This is a genomic window from Bradyrhizobium sp. CCBAU 51745 (assembly GCF_028128715.1).
In the GTDB taxonomy this organism is placed as follows: domain Bacteria; phylum Pseudomonadota; class Alphaproteobacteria; order Rhizobiales; family Xanthobacteraceae; genus Bradyrhizobium; species Bradyrhizobium manausense.
Genome location: NZ_LBJP01000079.1, coordinates 12,710 through 27,840, shown reverse-complemented (window position 1 = coordinate 27,840; position 15,131 = coordinate 12,710). Strand labels below are relative to the sequence as shown.

Sequence of the window (15,131 nt, the reverse complement as noted above, 5' to 3'; positions counted from 1 at the left end):
CAACATGAGGACGACGTTGGTTCGACTACTCGCAAGCAGGATCGCGATTGCGATTCTGACACTCGGGTTCGTCTCAGTCGCGGTCTTCGTCGGCACGGAAGTCCTGCCGGGCGACGTCGCGGAGGCCGTGCTCGGGCAAAGTGCGACCGCCGAGGCTGTCGCGGGCCTGCGCCACGCCCTCCACCTCGATCAGCCCCCCTATATCCGCTACTTCCTGTGGCTCGGCGGGCTGCTCTCGGGCGATCCGGGCCGCTCTCTCGTCAACAAACTGCCGGTGGCGGGGCTGATCGCTAGCCGCCTGCCGAACTCACTCATGCTCGCTGGGGTGACGGCGCTCGTATGCGTGCCGATCGCGCTCGTCCTCGGAATCACCTCGGCGATCTGGCGCGGCAGCCTCTTCGATCGTGCCGCGAACTTCCTCACAATGTCGATCGTAGCGGTACCTGAGTTCCTGATTGCAACGCTATGCGTGATCGTCTTCGCCGTACACCTGCGCTGGTTTCCGGCGCTGTCCTATGCGGACGGGATCGTCTCCTTTGACCAGTTCTTCCGCCTCTTCGCGCTGCCGGTGTTCACCCTGAGTTGCGTAATGATTGCGCAGATGATGCGCATGACGCGCGCAGCCGTTATCGACACGCTGCGCTCGCCTTACATCGAAATGGCGGTGCTCAAGGGGGCGCGGCCGATGCGGATCGTGCTGACGCACGCTCTGTCGAACACGATTGGTCCCATCGCGAATGCTGTCGCTCTCAGCCTGTCGTACCTTCTCGGCGGTACCATTATCGTCGAAATAATCTTCAATTATCCTGGCCTCGCGCGCCTTCTCGTCGATGCCGTCTCGACCCGGGACATGCCGCTCGTCCAAGCCTGTGTGATGATCTTTTGCTCGGCGTATCTCTTCCTGGTGATGCTCGCCGATATTGCGGGCATCCTGTCCAATCCAAGGCTTCGCTATCGATGAGCGCTGATCAAACAGTCACCGCCATCGAATCGCCGGCCCGGCGGCGCCGCCGCCCCCACCTGCCGCTCGCGGGGATAATTGGCGGTAGTATCGTTGCCTTCTGGGTGGTGATGGCCATCATCGGGCCCTACGTCGCACCTCATGACGTAGGCGCGCTGGTCGACGACGACGTGTTCGGCCAGATGAGCTGGGCCGTTCCGCTCGGCAGCGACTTTCTCGGGCGGGACGTGATGAGCCGCATCCTCGTTGGCGCGCGCTACACACTCGGCGTCGCCGCCGTGGCGACCTTCTTCGCCGTCCTGATGGGCGGCGCACTCGGTATGTTGGCCGCAGTTTCGCGCGGAGCGGTCGACATGGCGCTCAGCCGTTTCTTCGACGCGCTCATTTCGGTCCCGAGCAAGATGGCAGCCCTCGTTGTCATCGCGGCGCTCGGCTCGTCGATACCGGTGCTAATCGGCACAGTCGCCTTGATCTTTACGTCCGGCGCCTTCCGCATTTGGCGCTCGCTTGCCGTCAACGTAAGCACGCTCGATTTCGTCGAGGTAGCGCGCGCCCGCGGGGAGGGGACCGGCTATCTCATCCGCGAGGAGATCCTGCCGAACATCGCCGGTCCGGTACTGACCGATTTTGGCCTGCGGTTCGTGTTCGCGGTGCTCATTCTGTCCAGCCTTTCCTTTCTCGGTCTCGGCGTGCAGCCGCCGGATGCCGACTGGGGCTCGCTCGTACGCGAGAATGTCGCTGGACTCGCCGATGGCGCGCTCGCGGTGGTTATGCCGGCGGTTGCCATTGCGACCTTGACGATCGGCGTCAACCTGCTTATCGACAATTTGCCGGGCCGCTGGTCCTCGAGCGGTGAGCACTGAAATGGCCCCGCTAGTCAAGATCGAGAAGCTGCGCGTAACGGCGCGCGACGACTACGGGCGCGAACTCGTGATCGTCAAGGATGTCAGCTTCACGGTCGAGCCAGGCGAAGTCGTTGCCCTCATCGGCGAATCCGGCTCGGGCAAGACTACCATTGCACTCTCGCTGATGGGCTATGCCCGCGCGGGCTCGCGCATCGTTGGTGGAAAAATCACCTTCGACGGGCGCGAGGTGCTCGCCATGAGCCAGCGCGAGTTGGCGTCCCTGCGCGGGCGCGACATGGCCTATGTGCCGCAGAGCGCGGCAGCCTCCTTCAATCCGGCCCGCCCACTCCTCAAGCAGGTGATCGAGAGCTCGCAGATCCACCGTGTAATGCCGGTAGTCGAGGCCGAGGCGAAGGCGGTCGCGTTGTTCCGCGAGCTCGTCCTGCCAAATCCGGAGAAGGTCGGCGAGCGGTATCCGCACCAAGTTTCCGGCGGGCAGCTACAGCGCCTGCTTGCCGCCATGGCGCTTGTCACCGAGCCGAAGCTCGTCATCTTCGACGAGCCGACCACGGCGCTCGACGTGACGACCCAGATCGAGGTGCTGCGCGTCTTCAAGAAGGCGATCAAGGAGCGCGGCACGACCGCGGTCTACGTCTCGCACGATCTCGCAGTGGTTGCGCAAATGGCGGATCGCATCATCGTGCTGCGCGACGGCACTATCCACGAGGTTGATGCGACGGGGCGCATCCTCTCCTCGCCCAAGAACGATTACACCAAGAGCCTCCTCGCCGCTGCCGAACCTCAGGTGCGGGCCGCGGCAGCCGCCACCACGCAGCGGCGGGCTACGCCGCCGGTCGTTGAGGTGAGGAGCGTCATCGCCGGCTATGGCAAGGTCGACAGGGACGGCATCCCCGCACTGCCGGTGCTGCGGGACATCAACCTCTCGATCAAGCCCGGCAGCACGCTCGGCATCATCGGCGAATCGGGCTGCGGCAAGAGTACGCTTGCGCGTGTTGTTGCCGGCCTGTTGCCGGCGGCGCGGGGCGAGGTGCAGCTGGATGGTATGCCGCTGCCGCGCGCAGCGGCCGAGCGCACTCGCGATCAGCTGCGACGCATCCAGATCGTCTTCCAGAGTGCTGATACCGCCCTCAACCCGGCGCGCCCAATCGGCCGTATCCTCGGCCGCCCGCTTGAGTTCTATCACGGCCTGACTGGCGACAAGAGACGGCGCCGGGTCACCGAACTCCTCGATATGGTGCGCCTACCGGCGACCATAGCCGAGCGCTACCCGAGCGAGATCTCGGGCGGTCAGAAGCAACGCGTCAATCTCGCAAGGGCGCTCGCCGCCGAGCCCTCGCTGATCCTCTGCGACGAGGTGACGTCCGCGCTCGACACGGTAGTCGGCGCCGCAATTCTCGATCTTCTTGCCGAATTGCAGCGCGAGATCGGCGTCGCCTACCTGTTTATCAGCCACGATCTTTCCACTGTCAAAGCCGTGTGCGATCAAGTGATGATCCTCTACGCCGGACAGATAATGGAACATGGTAGCCGCCAAGCACTGCACCGACGCCCCCTGCATCCTTATTCTGATCTCCTTATCTCATCGGTGCCTGAGCTACGGCAGGGCTGGCTAGACCGAATGAGCGAAAGGTTTTTCAAGGAGGCCACGACGGGTGTTGCGCGTACCGGACGGGAACAAACCTGTAGCTTCTTCGAGCGCTGTCCTGTCCGTATCCCGGGTCGCTGCGACGTCGAGCCGACACCCGTGCGCCGTCTGTCAAAAGGGGCTGAAATTCGTTGCCTGCGCACGGAAGAGGAGCTCGTTAAGCTGACAGCGGGGTAAGCGAGCTGCAAGGCGGCTTGCGGACCAAAAGAATCAGCCAGGATCGGAGCAGGCGCTAGGGCGGTTCCAATCGATCCGTTCAGCAACTTGAGGAGACCTCAAATCGGCTTCCTTCCGGTGGATACACGTCTCAAGGATGGGGAACAGGAGCAACATATTTACTGCCGCTCGGTGTGGTTGTGTTGGATAGTTATTCGCTTTATAAGACGTGTGGCGCAAAAGATGTAGGAGAATATTCGTCACGAAATTGACCCGACGATTGCAGCGATCGCGTTGCTGCTGGTGCCTCTGCCGGTCCTTGCTGGTCGCAATATACGTCATGCGGTGGTGGTCGAGAGCGTTGGCGATGGCCGCGGCTGGGCGCACTCCAAAAGATCGCGATCTTGATAAGGTCTGCGGCATGGTCAGCGCGGTTAAGGGGCTCGGCATGGAACCTGCGTTACGCTAGGCATGGCTGACGCAGATGTAGGCCGCACGGCTCACCGACGCCTGGGCTCGACTTTCCAATCACAACGTCGACACCTCGCCGGAATTCTATGGCAAGATATTAGCAACCCCCACTTTGCAGGACCGCATCGACGCGCCAGCAGATGTGCGCGATGCCGGCATCAAGGTCTGCTGCGGCGGCACTATCGGCTTGGGCGAGCAGCCTGAGGATCGGCTCAGCATGCTCGTATTGCTCGCCAATCGCCTAGTCACCCCGAGAGCGTGCCGATCAACCCTTAACGAAGTCAACGACGTGCCGGTCAACGGAGCCGCAGAGCGTGCCGAGCCGATGGCGCTAGCGCGGTTAGCGGCGGAGCCCCTATCATCATGCTAGAGAGCGCAGTGCGATTGTACGCTGGGAGGAAGCACATGTCAGACGAACTGCAGGCGCTATGCTTTTTGGCCGGCGCGAATTCAGTTTTCATCGGCGATGTACCGTTGACTTCCAAAAAAGGCAACGCGACCGTGATCCGAATCTGTTCAGGCGGGTCGGCATCGGATCCGCGCCTCCCTGAGCGAAGCGGCTCAGCGAGTGCCCTACACAAACTCCTGCTAGGTGATCAATGCAACTTACCTCGATGAAACGCACCGCGCCTATGTCACCGAAGCCGATCTGCACTACGAAGATTCGATTTCGATTAACATGTGCGCTAATGGACGCGGCGGGATTGTTGCTCAACGAGCGCGTCGAATTATACAATGTTGAGACCGGCATAGGCTTTGCCACCTACCCATCGAGGCGCCCCAGGGATTTGGCGATGTACGCGGCGCGCAAGATCGAGAAGGCCCAGGTGACGGAGCTGTTCGAGCGACCGCTGCATTGCACACGAGCGGATTCCTTGCCTGGATGTCCAGGCGGCAGGCGAACATCGCGCGAGCGCGCCAGCTAACCGAAATCGCCGCGCTTGTGCCGACGCTCAAACTAACCGATCCAGGGCTGCGCATTCGTACAGCGCTGCGCGTTGACCGCGCGCGGGCGCGCCGAAGAACCGGCTTTCGAGCTGCAGCAGGAAGCACATTCGATGGGTTGCTGAGAGACCGGCGCCGCCGAGCAGCCGACGCGAGCTCAGGGGGAGAAAACCCATGAACACACCCGTGCTGGACGTCAACGACCTCCAAAAACACTACTTTTGTGTACCGCGGACTGCTGCGCCGTGAAGTTGCTCGCGAGAAGGCCGTCGATGGTGTGAGCTTCTCGGTCGCACGAGGCGAGACTCTGTGCGTGGCTCGCGAAAGCGGCTGCGGGAAATCCAGTATGGGCAAGCTCATCCTGCGCTTAACGCGATCCACGGCCCGTGATCTCCATCACAAAAGTTCGCTGCCGGTCCGGAACTTCAGCATCAAAAAGGGGGCCGTCAGAACTCTGCTGCCAGCGCTGCGGGATTTCGCAGAGCAGCAGATTTTGGCCTCTGCCCGAGGTGCCGCTCAAACGTTCGGCGCGGAGTATCGCTCCGGCGAGGACCGCCTTGCGCGGTTTGATGGAGGATGAAGACATAGGCGTATGACTGACCATATGCCTATGCCTAAGGTTTCCCGACTTGAAGTCGTCTCGACGGGCGCTCGACGCCGTTGGACATTGGAAGAAAAGCAGCGGATCGTCACCGAGAGCTATGGTGGGCCACGTCTAGTGTTGGTGACGGCACGACGCAACGGGCTGTCGACAAGCCAATTGTTCACGTGGCGCCGGTTGGCGCGCGAAGGCAAGTTGAGCGGGGATGGCGCGCCGGCGCTTGTTCCGGTTGAGATCACGTCTGCGGCGGCTCCGATCTCGAGTAGCGCGCCACAACCGGTGTCTTCACCGCCTGCGCAACGCAAGGGCCGGCATTGTCGAGATCTATTGCAGAATCAGCCCGGCGCTCTAAAGAAATTAACGTGTTACCCTAGGCGACTGGTCAGTGCTCGCCAGCCAGACGGCGTCATCTTCGAAAGCCGGCGAGAACCGGGAAGACAGGCACGTCGCGCAATGGTCGCCTACCGAATGCCGCACTAGAGGGTGTCGTTTACCGAAGAGAGCTGCCATGGCTCGTCGATTATCAAGACCGACCACCCGCGCGTCACGCGCCTGCCACGTGTCAACCGACGGCGGACGAGTGGAATCGCGAGTAGTTCCAGGGGCTCCTGCAAAACACTGCAGCCTCAGGCAGGTCGACGGCTGCGCGACGAATCAAGTCCCCGCGGAGCCAAACATAATCGGCGGCAGTGGCTTTTCAACGAGGGCGCGGGCGGAGGCAGTCGAGGGCTTGGGCACGCTCGTTCTCCTGTTGGCAGTAGGTCCACTGCTGCTGTTATTTGAGTGGTGATGATCAGGCAAAAGAATCGCCCCATGGCATGCTCGTCCGTGATAGGAGCCGACATCACGGAAATACTCCTCTTGCAGAATTTCTCTGATGACGAGCCAACTTTTGCAGCCTTTGTGCATCAGTTCGGTTTACCTCTCCTTTCTCCTCACGCACTGCTGCTGGTTGGCAGCGGAAATTTGGTGGGTGGGTACCGAGCTCGAATAAGAGCTCGCGCACGTCGCCCATTGATCGTTGTGTCTATGGCCGCCAATCCTTCAGCTCTCGAAAAATACACAGGAACAGCGGCCTAAACAGAATGCTCTCAGGACAAATTGAATGAATATCGCATTCACGAAGAAAGAGCGGGAGTTCCGCGAAGAAGTGCGTCAATTTCTGGGCGAGAGCGTCCCCCCGGAGATTCGGCGCAAGATCATCGAGGGCCGTGGCCTGTCCAGAGATGAGATGGTCGCTTGCACGCGCATTCTGCACAGGAGGGGTTGGGGTGTGCCCCACTGGCCCAGAGAATATGGTGGCACCAACTGGACGCCGACCCAGCTCTATATCTTCGGTGAAGAGTTGCAAATGTATCCGGTGAAGGGGTTGCCCGAGTTCGGCGCGACTCTCGTGGGCCCTGTGATTTATACCTTCGGCACTGAGGCGCAAAAGAAGTACTACTTGCCGCGCATTGCGAACGGAGATGATTGGTGGTGCCAAGGCTTCTCAGAGCCTGCCGCGGGGTCCGACCTCGCCTCGCTCAAAACGCGGGCTGTCCGGCATGGCGACCACTACATCGTTAATGGCCAGAAGATATGGACGACGCTCGCCCAACATGCCGACTGGATTTTCTGCCTGGTCAGGACCAATCCGGACGTTAGAAAACAATTGGGTATCTCCTTCCTTCTCGTCGACATGAAGTCGCCCGGAATTACCGTGCGCCCAATCAAACTAATCGATGGCACCTACGAAGTGAACGAAGTCTTTTTTGACAACGTGCGCGTCCCCGCCGAAAACATTGTTGGTGAGGAAAACAAGGGCTGGGACTACGCCAAGTTCCTTCTTGGAAATGAGCGCTTCAACATCGCCACGATTGGCTCTTCGAAAGAGCGTGTCCGGCATATCAAAACACTTGCGGCTCTGTGCCGTATCGGAGACGAGAGGCTGATCGACCAGATCGCCTTCCGCGAAAAGATCGCGGCCCTTGAGGTTCGCCTAAAGGCATTGGAGGTGACACAGCTTCGAGCGGTAGCTAACGCATCCAAAGGCCGGAGCGTCACCCACGATTCTGCGAGCGCTATCCTGAAAATTAAGGCTTCGGAGATCCAGCAGACAACAGCGCAGCTTATGATGGACGTCGTCGGCCCATATGCGCAGCCTTATCAGTCGGACGAAGATATCCAAGCCCATAATAGTCCGCCCATTGGCCCGGATTGGGCCGCAGCTATCGCGCCCGCCTATTTCAATGTCCGGAAAGTCTCCATTTACGGCGGCTCTGACGAAATCCAAAAAAACATCATCGCCAAGGCGATTCTCGGCCTCTGACGTTCTTTATTCGTTGAGGAGGCGAGACAAGCCCGTTCGCGGCTGGCCGAGGGGGTGTCAGGGCCCGCATTCAGGAGATTTTGCGCGGCTATCGAACGCAGGATGGGCTGCATGCGGCCGAAATCACGTTGGAAAACGTCCGCGTTGAGGCGGGATGTAAACGGGAGATCCCGCGGGCGCGTCATTCTGAGGGGTGCGGGACGAGGCGGTCGCAGCTCTTGCGGCGAAGCCGTCGGCAGCTTCGAAAGGTGCCATCGATCACGCTTCAACTATCTCAAGACTCTCAGCGATTTGGCAAGACAATTGGTTCGTTCCAGGTACTTCAGCATCGAGCCGTCGACAAATTTGTCGAACTGGAGCAGTCGCGCTCCATGGCGATGTATTGGCAGCCAGCAGGGATGCGACGAAGCGCGCTCGATCGATCTCGGCGGCAAAAGTCCAAATCGGCCAGTCAGCGAAAAGCGATTGGCCACCAGTCCGATTCAATTGCGTGGCGGCATCGGCATGACAATGGAGTACAGCGTTGGCCATTACTTCAAGCGCGTCACGATGATCGATACATTGTTTGGAAATGCAGACCATCACCTCTGACGGCTCGCATCGCTCGGAGGACTGATGAGTGCCCAAGAAGATAGCACACAAAATGCGGTGGTATCGCATGGCTCAGGTCGTGAAGCTCGAAAGTCATGATGTCATCGCCACTATCATCGACTATCCGCCCGTGAATGCGCCAAGTGCTGCGGTCCGCGGCGACATCTTGGAATGCATGCGCGATCGCCAATCCGGAGGTGAAGGCAGACGATGTCGGCGGCTACTTTGGGCAGGTGATGAACTGCGCTTCGCCCCGTCTCAATGGTCGACTTCTTGAATTCTGAAGGTGCGCCATTGTATCTGCACTGATGGCGGTTCCACACCTTTGCAGCACATTTCTCACCCGGCTCAAGCTATCGCGCCCGCAAATGTAATGGGGCCCTCGTAATGCTGGCTGACGATCGCGAAGCGCACCAGGCATTTCCAACCCGATTACTCAGCCCGGTTTGTTGTGAAAGCGGCTTCGCCAGAGCCTCTTGGAAATCGACGCCTTTTGTGCCCGCGCCACATGCATGAGTACGGGATAACTAGCGACTAACATGAATGCTAATGCGCTCGCGCCGAGCGCGTTCTCGTCTGAGATAGTGGATGGCATGCTGCAAAGCGTGGGTCACCTTACGCCAAAAAACCCTGAACTTTAGACGGACGGTGAACTTCTGCGTCAAAGCATCAAAATCCGCCTGATCTGAGTGCTTTGCCCCCAGAGTTGGCGATTTTCTCCCGCAAGGGTGAGCTAATTCTATCTATCTTAAGGTTAGCAGCGGCGAATGCTAGTGCGAGCAGCCCGGTCGAGTGAAGGCGAGGTCGGACCAATAATGGCTGAAGATTTGATCTCCTTGGGCGAGAAGTTATATCGCCGGGCCCAAGCGACCCCCGACGCGCCGGCGGTTAGTTGTGGCGAGATCACCCTCACGTGCTGGCAGTTGGAGGGGAGAGCGAACCGAATCGCGCGCGCGCTGCAGAAGCTGGGCGTCAAGCTCGGTGACCTCATCACCATCGGCTTGCCCAACAGCGTCGACTTCATCGAGGCCTGCTGGGGGGTCTGGAAGCTCGGCGCGTCACCTCAGCCTGTTTCCTTCCGCCTGCCGAGTGCCGAGCTGCAGGCCATCGTTGATCTGGCGAATCCGCCGGTGGTGATCGCCTTGCCGGGTCTGGAGACGAACCGGCGGCGTGTCACAGTCCGCGACCTGCTCGCCTTGTCAGATGATGACCGACCGATAGAGCCGCGCGTGGCCCCGGTGAAGCAGGCTGCGACCTCGGGTGGCTCGACAGGCAGGCCGAAGCTCATTCTCTCCGGCTTACCGGGTCTCACATCGGCCGAGCCGACGGATGCAACCGGTGTCTGGCGCTTCCGGTCAGGCGAAACGGCTCTGATTCCGGCACCGCTCTACCATAACGGCCCCTTCGGATGCGCCTTGGATGCGATAACTCAGGATGGCCATCTGGTGCTTATGCCGCGATTCGACGCGGAAGGTGTACTCGCCGAGATTGAGCAGCGCAGGGCGAGCTGGATCTATCTGGTTCCAACTATGATGAATCGGATCTGGCGACTGCCCAACGAAGTGCGAGCCCGCTATGACGTCTCATCGTTGAAGACTCTCTGGCACCTGGCTGCGCCCTGTCCTCCGTGGCTCAAAGAGGCCTTCATCGGTTGGTTGGGGCCCGACGTAATCATGGAGCTCTACGCCGGCACCGAGAGCCAAGCTTGGACCACCATTACCGGAAGCGAGTGGCTCGATCACCGCGGCTCGGTCGGCCGCGTAGCCGTCGGTGAAATGAAGGTCTGCGACACCGACGGAAAGGAGCTGCCACCTGGCGTGATCGGTGAGGTTTACATGCGCCGCGGGGAAAGCTCGCAGCCTTCCTACCATTACCGTGGTGCGATGGCCCGCACCCTACCTGGCGGTTGGGAGAGCCTCGGCGACATCGGGTATTTCGACGCGGACGGATACCTGTACCTCGCTGACCGGCGTACCGATATGATCCTCGTGGGGGGCGCCAACGTCTACCCTGCCGAGGTCGAGGCAGCGATCGATGAGCATCCGCTGGTGTTCTCGAGCGCTGTCATCGGCCTGCCACACGAGGACCTTGGCTCGTCCATTCACGCCATTGTTCAGGCTCGACCGGGGCTATATGCCGAGGCGCTGCTGGCGCACCTCGCCGAGAGGCTGGTGAGTTATAAGAGACCGCGCACCATAGAATTAGTTGATGAGCCATTGCGTGACGATGCAGGCAAGGTACGTCGTACCCAATTGCGCGACGAGCGCATCGCTCGCATGAAGTCGTTCAAGAGCCAAACGTAATGGGCGTGCTGTTTTCTAAAGAAGACGGGATATAGAAGCTAGCCGGCGGCGGCGTTGACGCGGTTTCTGCCGACGCGATTCGCGATATCGTATGCACCGCTTAGGTTCGGCAGCCGATCTTCATCTCTAATGGATGGGGCCGTTCGTGCCGTGCAGGAGAATCAATATGTCGAACAAATTCGTATTACGCCACGCGCGGTATAGCCGTTCGCCTCGACAAGGCCCAAATGGTGCGTATCACGAATAGCCGTGGCAGTCAGGTGGTCGATACCAGGGCGTTCAATGCAAGCGAGACGTCCGAGTTCACGTCGATGGAGCGTACCCGAGCGTCTATCAAGAAGCTTAAGCCAGCTGCGGCGAATCCTTTGTCCCCGATTCTTACGTTATTGTCGGCATTCATGATACTTTGATTGCTGCCTGCGACGGCCATCGTTGCGAGTTGCTCGGCCACTTCAACTATCATGGCAACTGAACCGATAATCTAGCGGTCGCGATGCAGGATAGGTCTTGTGCGAAAGGGAGTCTCCTCTGAAACTCTTTACGAATATTCCCGTTCCGATATTCAAGGCAATCGGCTCGATTGGCGCCCACCAGCCTCAAAGCCCGGAGATCACGTCACACTCCGGGCAGAGATGGCAGCGATCGTGGTATTCTCAGCCTGCCCGATGGATTTGCTGCCGTTACTTGCGTCGATTGCATGCCAAGCGACGTAACTGTGTCGATTGACTATCCGGCGTGCGTCGAGCCGCCGCTCGAGGCGAGCAAGCCCTATTTATCAGCGAAGGACCTGTTCCACACACGCCTTCTTTGGCCCGATCGCGAAGTCGCGAGGCAGACTCTTTCGGTTGACCGTATTCAGTTCGGCGCTTCGGGCTCAAGCCGCAGGACGCGCAGCAGCTCGGATTGCTTCCGCCATCTAAACTGCGGGGCGCGCGACTTGTCTCCAGCTCTTATGTTCTGGACCTATCTGCGAGCCGCAAGAAGTTCATCGGCAACACGCCCCCTTGCTGTGTAAGTATCGATTCTGGATGGAAGTGCAAGCCATACGTTAGTTGACAGCGATGAGACAGGAGATCAAGTCATTCCGCGCAGATGCGCGTTTTACGAACGTTCGTCGGACCGGGACCATCACAGTACCGAGTCGAAGACGAGCGATCAAGGCTATCTCGCAGGCATTGGTCCGAAACTTCACGCATTCTTTAGAGCCGAGATCTGCTGCTGAGGACGCTCGGTAACACAATCTACGTAATGCCGCCCTATTCGTAACGCATGAAGACTTAGATGAGATCTATTCCGTAATTTGAGACGCTGCCGATGCGTTTCCTTGAAGGCGCGTCGCTTGCGCAGCCTGAGAAAGCCACTTTTGACTGTGTTGGCGGCTGTTAATTGGTTGTTCTGCGGGGGATTGAACATAGCGCCTTCGCAAGCGAAGTGACCGACCCAACAGACAACCGAAACCGTAGCAGCTGTAGATCGGGCAAATTCAGATGGTCTGTGATTGATTAGGAGATACCTAAATAGGTCATGTAGCAATACGCTCGTTCTAAACGCATGAGTCTCGCGCGCCGGACGAAAGGGCCTATCCGCCGGCCTATAGACTTCGATCAGCTCGACGCTGGATCAGCTATTCAAAACACGCTGATCGAGAGAGTGTGCGATCCGAGCGCCAGAGCCGTTGCACATCCAAGCTTCCACGGCCTCCGGAGCACCAAAATCGCGACCGCGTCTAATCCAGCCGATCCTAGCGGCGCTTTCGGAGAGAGATGGTAGATGTCGGACGACGGACACTTGCGCGGTCGGATGTCCAGAGCGCCTCTAGCTAAGAGCGCATCCTGCAGCAGGAGTCGATCCGTAAAAATGCCCTGAGCAGCGATGAGGACCCGGAATTGGTCAAGAGCTTCCCAGTTGCGGTGAAGCTGAGAATCGGTGGTCGAGTCACCAAGTGCAAAATCGTCGATCGACCGCTGTGCAGGTTCAAAGTTCAACTCGGCTCACTCTCGCGATCGCATCCAAGCGATCTAGAGGATGCGCCCCTACTATGCTATTCGCGAAGGTCACGCCTCGGTTACTTTGACTCTTCTTCTCGACAAAACGCGCCAGGTTTTGTCTAGAACTTGGAGTGACTGTTCCACAAGGGCTAGAACGCGCGTTCCTCATTTGAGATTCGCGATGCCGCGGCATAGTCGTCGCCGACTTCTGCGGGTGGCTCGTTGCCACATTCGTGACGATAGGATGCCATCGGGTATCGAGTAAAAATTGCTTGAACGAGCGAGCCAATGCAATGCGCTCGCGCTCATCAAAGAACCCACGATTCAAATGCGTTTCTCGCTTTGATCTCACGATTGTGTCTGTTACGCCGCGTGAATTGTTCGATCCAACCACAATCAACGAACATTTTTCAACGCCTGCGTCTTTCACGAAGTGATCATTGCTTGTCGTCGAAAACAAAGATGGTTTCGTGTCATTGACTATACATCGATCGCTCCTACCATCCATAGCGCCATGACAGATCTCGAATATCTCCGACGTCGCTACCGCGACGAGCGCATGGCGGAGCTTCGTTGAGGATCGAGACTATGAAAGTCATTATGAGCGATACAACAACCATTCACGATGTAGTGCCAAAAGTAAACGTCGTCAGGCGCGCGGTCGGACTTGGTGCCGAGATCAGGAATGTTAGGCTATCGGATGAGTTGTCAGACGAGGTCATCCACGCCATCAACGACTTGCTGCTCGAGCATAAGGTTCTCTTCTTTCGTGATCAGCAGGAACTCGATGCTGCCGAGCATGAGCGCTTAGCCATGCGGCTAGACGATTTGGTTCCGGATCATCAAGTCGGCATCGCCAAGGCGATGCCATCGATCTTGAAGCCGGTTTCGGTCCGCAGCGGTGGTCGCGCCGACCAGCGGCAGCAAACGGTGATCATGCTTGAGGGTTATCCGAAGATCTGCCACCTGCGCAGGGTGATAAATCCGTCCTATTACGGTGACACCGTCTGGTCGGATATGGCGACTGCATATCAGGCGCTTCCGCTATCACTGCGGATGTTCGCCGATCAGCTCTGGGCGGTTCACAATAATTCGCAGGGCTATGCGATGAAAGCGGAACTCGCGGAGGCAGACAAACAACATTTGGACGACGTGTTTACCAGACCGAGTTTCGAGACGGAGCATCCGGTAGTTAGCGTCCACCCCAAGACAGGCAAGCGCTCGCTCGCTAGCGGCGATTTTGTGCAGCGCTTCGTTGGCTTTCAGAAATATACTAGCCAGAAAATCTTGCGCCTCTTCCAGTCATACATCACCGCGCCGGAAAACACGGTGCGATGGAGTTGGCAGCCGGGCGACGTTGCGATCTGGGACTGTCCCGCGATCCAATACCACGAGGCACAGGACTTCGACGATCACCATCGCGTGCAAAACCGCGCCACTACCGATCGTGATCTGCCACTCAACATCGACGCCCGTCGCTGCACCAAACAAGTCAACACGCCAAAGCAGCGGAGTCCCAAGACTCGTACCGCGTATGGCGCCATGCGAAGTCGCAGCTCGCCGTGGTGATGTGGTCTTCGTGCTGAAGCCAAGCTGCTGCCGGCAGCACTGGGACGCTAATGGACGGGTTCCAATCAACCGTTGATTGTTCTTCGCCGGGCGCGGCCAGTTCCCCTCGATTCTCGATGGAGCAGCATTTCTCTACAGGAGCAACGGGCCAGCGCACCTATGTAGGTGACCGCTAGTGTGGCGTCTTGCCCAGATGGATCGATGATCTAGCAAACGTTTTGCACACACCTGCGGTCAATCCGATTGTTGGACGATGTCGTCATCACGACGCCGGCCAACTGGTTCCTAATCTGCGTCTACCGGTGAGACGGAGTGGGCAGCGTCCGGTGCGTCGCGCTGCTCCTGGCCGACTGCCCGATTATACGGCGCTTCAATTGTCGGGCGTTTGAAGCATCTCTGATGAACTCCTGCACCAGAGAAGAAAATGCGCCGGATTTATGCACATCAAAGCCAAGAGCTGGCCGACTTCCTCCTCAATCTGACGTAAATGTCGTCTGTAGATGGCGTCCTCGCGAAGGAGCGACGAAGGATCCAAAACGAATGAGTTCGCGCAGCAACAAACTTCTTGCCGGATGCAATGAAAGGGCCGCACCAAATAACCATCGGGAGCGTCTCCTCTCCAACCTGCAATGGAAAGCGCAGGACCGGTCATACTACGTAGAGCCTTTCGGGCGAGGCGGCGCCAACTGTGTCTGTGCGCCAGCCGCTACGGCGACACAAACGGTGC

The 15,131-nt window shown here is 58.9% G+C and carries 10 protein-coding genes and 2 pseudogenes; all 12 read left to right on the top strand.

Features of this window, described 5'->3' with window-relative positions:
• The first annotated feature begins 4 nt into the window (after nucleotides 1-4).
• Nucleotides 5-961: an ABC transporter permease gene (locus tag XH98_RS21150; protein WP_271619782.1), complete on the top strand. Its 957-nt coding sequence runs from the start codon at nucleotides 5-7 to the stop codon at nucleotides 959-961.
• The gene (locus XH98_RS21145) at nucleotides 958-1,824 is read left to right on the top strand and encodes an ABC transporter permease (protein ID WP_442868618.1); all 867 of its coding nucleotides are present in this window, start codon (nucleotides 958-960) and stop codon (nucleotides 1,822-1,824) included. The genes XH98_RS21150 and XH98_RS21145 overlap by 4 nt, the downstream gene beginning before the upstream one ends.
• A gap of 1 nt (nucleotide 1,825) precedes the next feature.
• Nucleotides 1,826-3,649, top strand: a complete 1,824-nt coding sequence (locus XH98_RS21140) for an ABC transporter ATP-binding protein (protein WP_271619780.1) — start codon at nucleotides 1,826-1,828, stop codon at nucleotides 3,647-3,649.
• A gap of 346 nt (nucleotides 3,650-3,995) precedes the next feature.
• Nucleotides 3,996-4,650: pseudogene (locus XH98_RS21135) on the top strand (biotin synthase BioB); the annotation flags it as partial.
• A 740-nt stretch (nucleotides 4,651-5,390) separates the two neighbouring features.
• Nucleotides 5,391-5,624, top strand: a complete 234-nt coding sequence (locus tag XH98_RS21125; RefSeq protein ID WP_271619779.1) for a hypothetical protein — start codon at nucleotides 5,391-5,393, stop codon at nucleotides 5,622-5,624.
• Nucleotides 5,625-5,636: 12 nt separating this feature from the next.
• Nucleotides 5,637-6,125, top strand: a complete 489-nt coding sequence (locus XH98_RS41185) for a transposase (protein WP_442868615.1) — start codon at nucleotides 5,637-5,639, stop codon at nucleotides 6,123-6,125.
• Between the two features lie 625 nt (nucleotides 6,126-6,750).
• Nucleotides 6,751-7,953, top strand: a complete 1,203-nt coding sequence (locus XH98_RS21120; RefSeq protein ID WP_271619778.1) for an acyl-CoA dehydrogenase family protein — start codon at nucleotides 6,751-6,753, stop codon at nucleotides 7,951-7,953.
• A 111-nt stretch (nucleotides 7,954-8,064) separates the two neighbouring features.
• Complete coding sequence (locus tag XH98_RS21115; RefSeq protein WP_271619777.1) at nucleotides 8,065-8,544, top strand: hypothetical protein; 480 nt, start codon at nucleotides 8,065-8,067, stop codon at nucleotides 8,542-8,544.
• 815 nt (nucleotides 8,545-9,359) lie between these two features.
• Entirely contained in the window at nucleotides 9,360-10,847 is a 1,488-nt protein-coding gene (locus XH98_RS21110; protein WP_271619776.1) for an AMP-binding protein, read from the top strand.
• 227 nt (nucleotides 10,848-11,074) lie between these two features.
• Nucleotides 11,075-11,257: a DUF1989 domain-containing protein gene (locus XH98_RS21105; RefSeq protein WP_271619775.1), complete on the top strand. Its 183-nt coding sequence runs from the start codon at nucleotides 11,075-11,077 to the stop codon at nucleotides 11,255-11,257.
• Between the two features lie 657 nt (nucleotides 11,258-11,914).
• Nucleotides 11,915-12,151 (top strand): annotated as a pseudogene (locus tag XH98_RS41180) (adenosylmethionine--8-amino-7-oxononanoate transaminase); the annotation flags it as partial.
• A 1,272-nt stretch (nucleotides 12,152-13,423) separates the two neighbouring features.
• The gene (locus XH98_RS21095; RefSeq protein WP_442868614.1) at nucleotides 13,424-14,404 is read left to right on the top strand and encodes a TauD/TfdA dioxygenase family protein; all 981 of its coding nucleotides are present in this window, start codon (nucleotides 13,424-13,426) and stop codon (nucleotides 14,402-14,404) included.
• The last annotated feature ends 727 nt before the right edge of the window (nucleotides 14,405-15,131 follow it).

Excerpts from the sequence above, each read along its gene's own strand:
- XH98_RS21145 (WP_442868618.1), top strand. The coding sequence starts at position 958 with ATGAGCGCTGATCAAACAGTCACCGCCATCGAATCGCCGGCCCGGCGG.
- XH98_RS21120 (WP_271619778.1), top strand. The coding sequence starts at position 6,751 with ATGAATATCGCATTCACGAAGAAAGAGCGGGAGTTCCGCGAAGAAGTG.
- XH98_RS21140 (WP_271619780.1), top strand. The coding sequence starts at position 1,826 with ATGGCCCCGCTAGTCAAGATCGAGAAGCTGCGCGTAACGGCGCGCGAC.
- XH98_RS21110 (WP_271619776.1), top strand. The coding sequence starts at position 9,360 with ATGGCTGAAGATTTGATCTCCTTGGGCGAGAAGTTATATCGCCGGGCC.
- XH98_RS21150 (WP_271619782.1), top strand. The coding sequence starts at position 5 with ATGAGGACGACGTTGGTTCGACTACTCGCAAGCAGGATCGCGATTGCG.
- XH98_RS41185 (WP_442868615.1), top strand. The coding sequence starts at position 5,637 with ATGACTGACCATATGCCTATGCCTAAGGTTTCCCGACTTGAAGTCGTC.
- XH98_RS21115 (WP_271619777.1), top strand. The coding sequence starts at position 8,065 with ATGCGGCCGAAATCACGTTGGAAAACGTCCGCGTTGAGGCGGGATGTA.
- XH98_RS21105 (WP_271619775.1), top strand. The coding sequence starts at position 11,075 with ATGGTGCGTATCACGAATAGCCGTGGCAGTCAGGTGGTCGATACCAGG.
- XH98_RS21095 (WP_442868614.1), top strand. The coding sequence starts at position 13,424 with ATGAAAGTCATTATGAGCGATACAACAACCATTCACGATGTAGTGCCA.
- XH98_RS21125 (WP_271619779.1), top strand. The coding sequence starts at position 5,391 with ATGGGCAAGCTCATCCTGCGCTTAACGCGATCCACGGCCCGTGATCTC.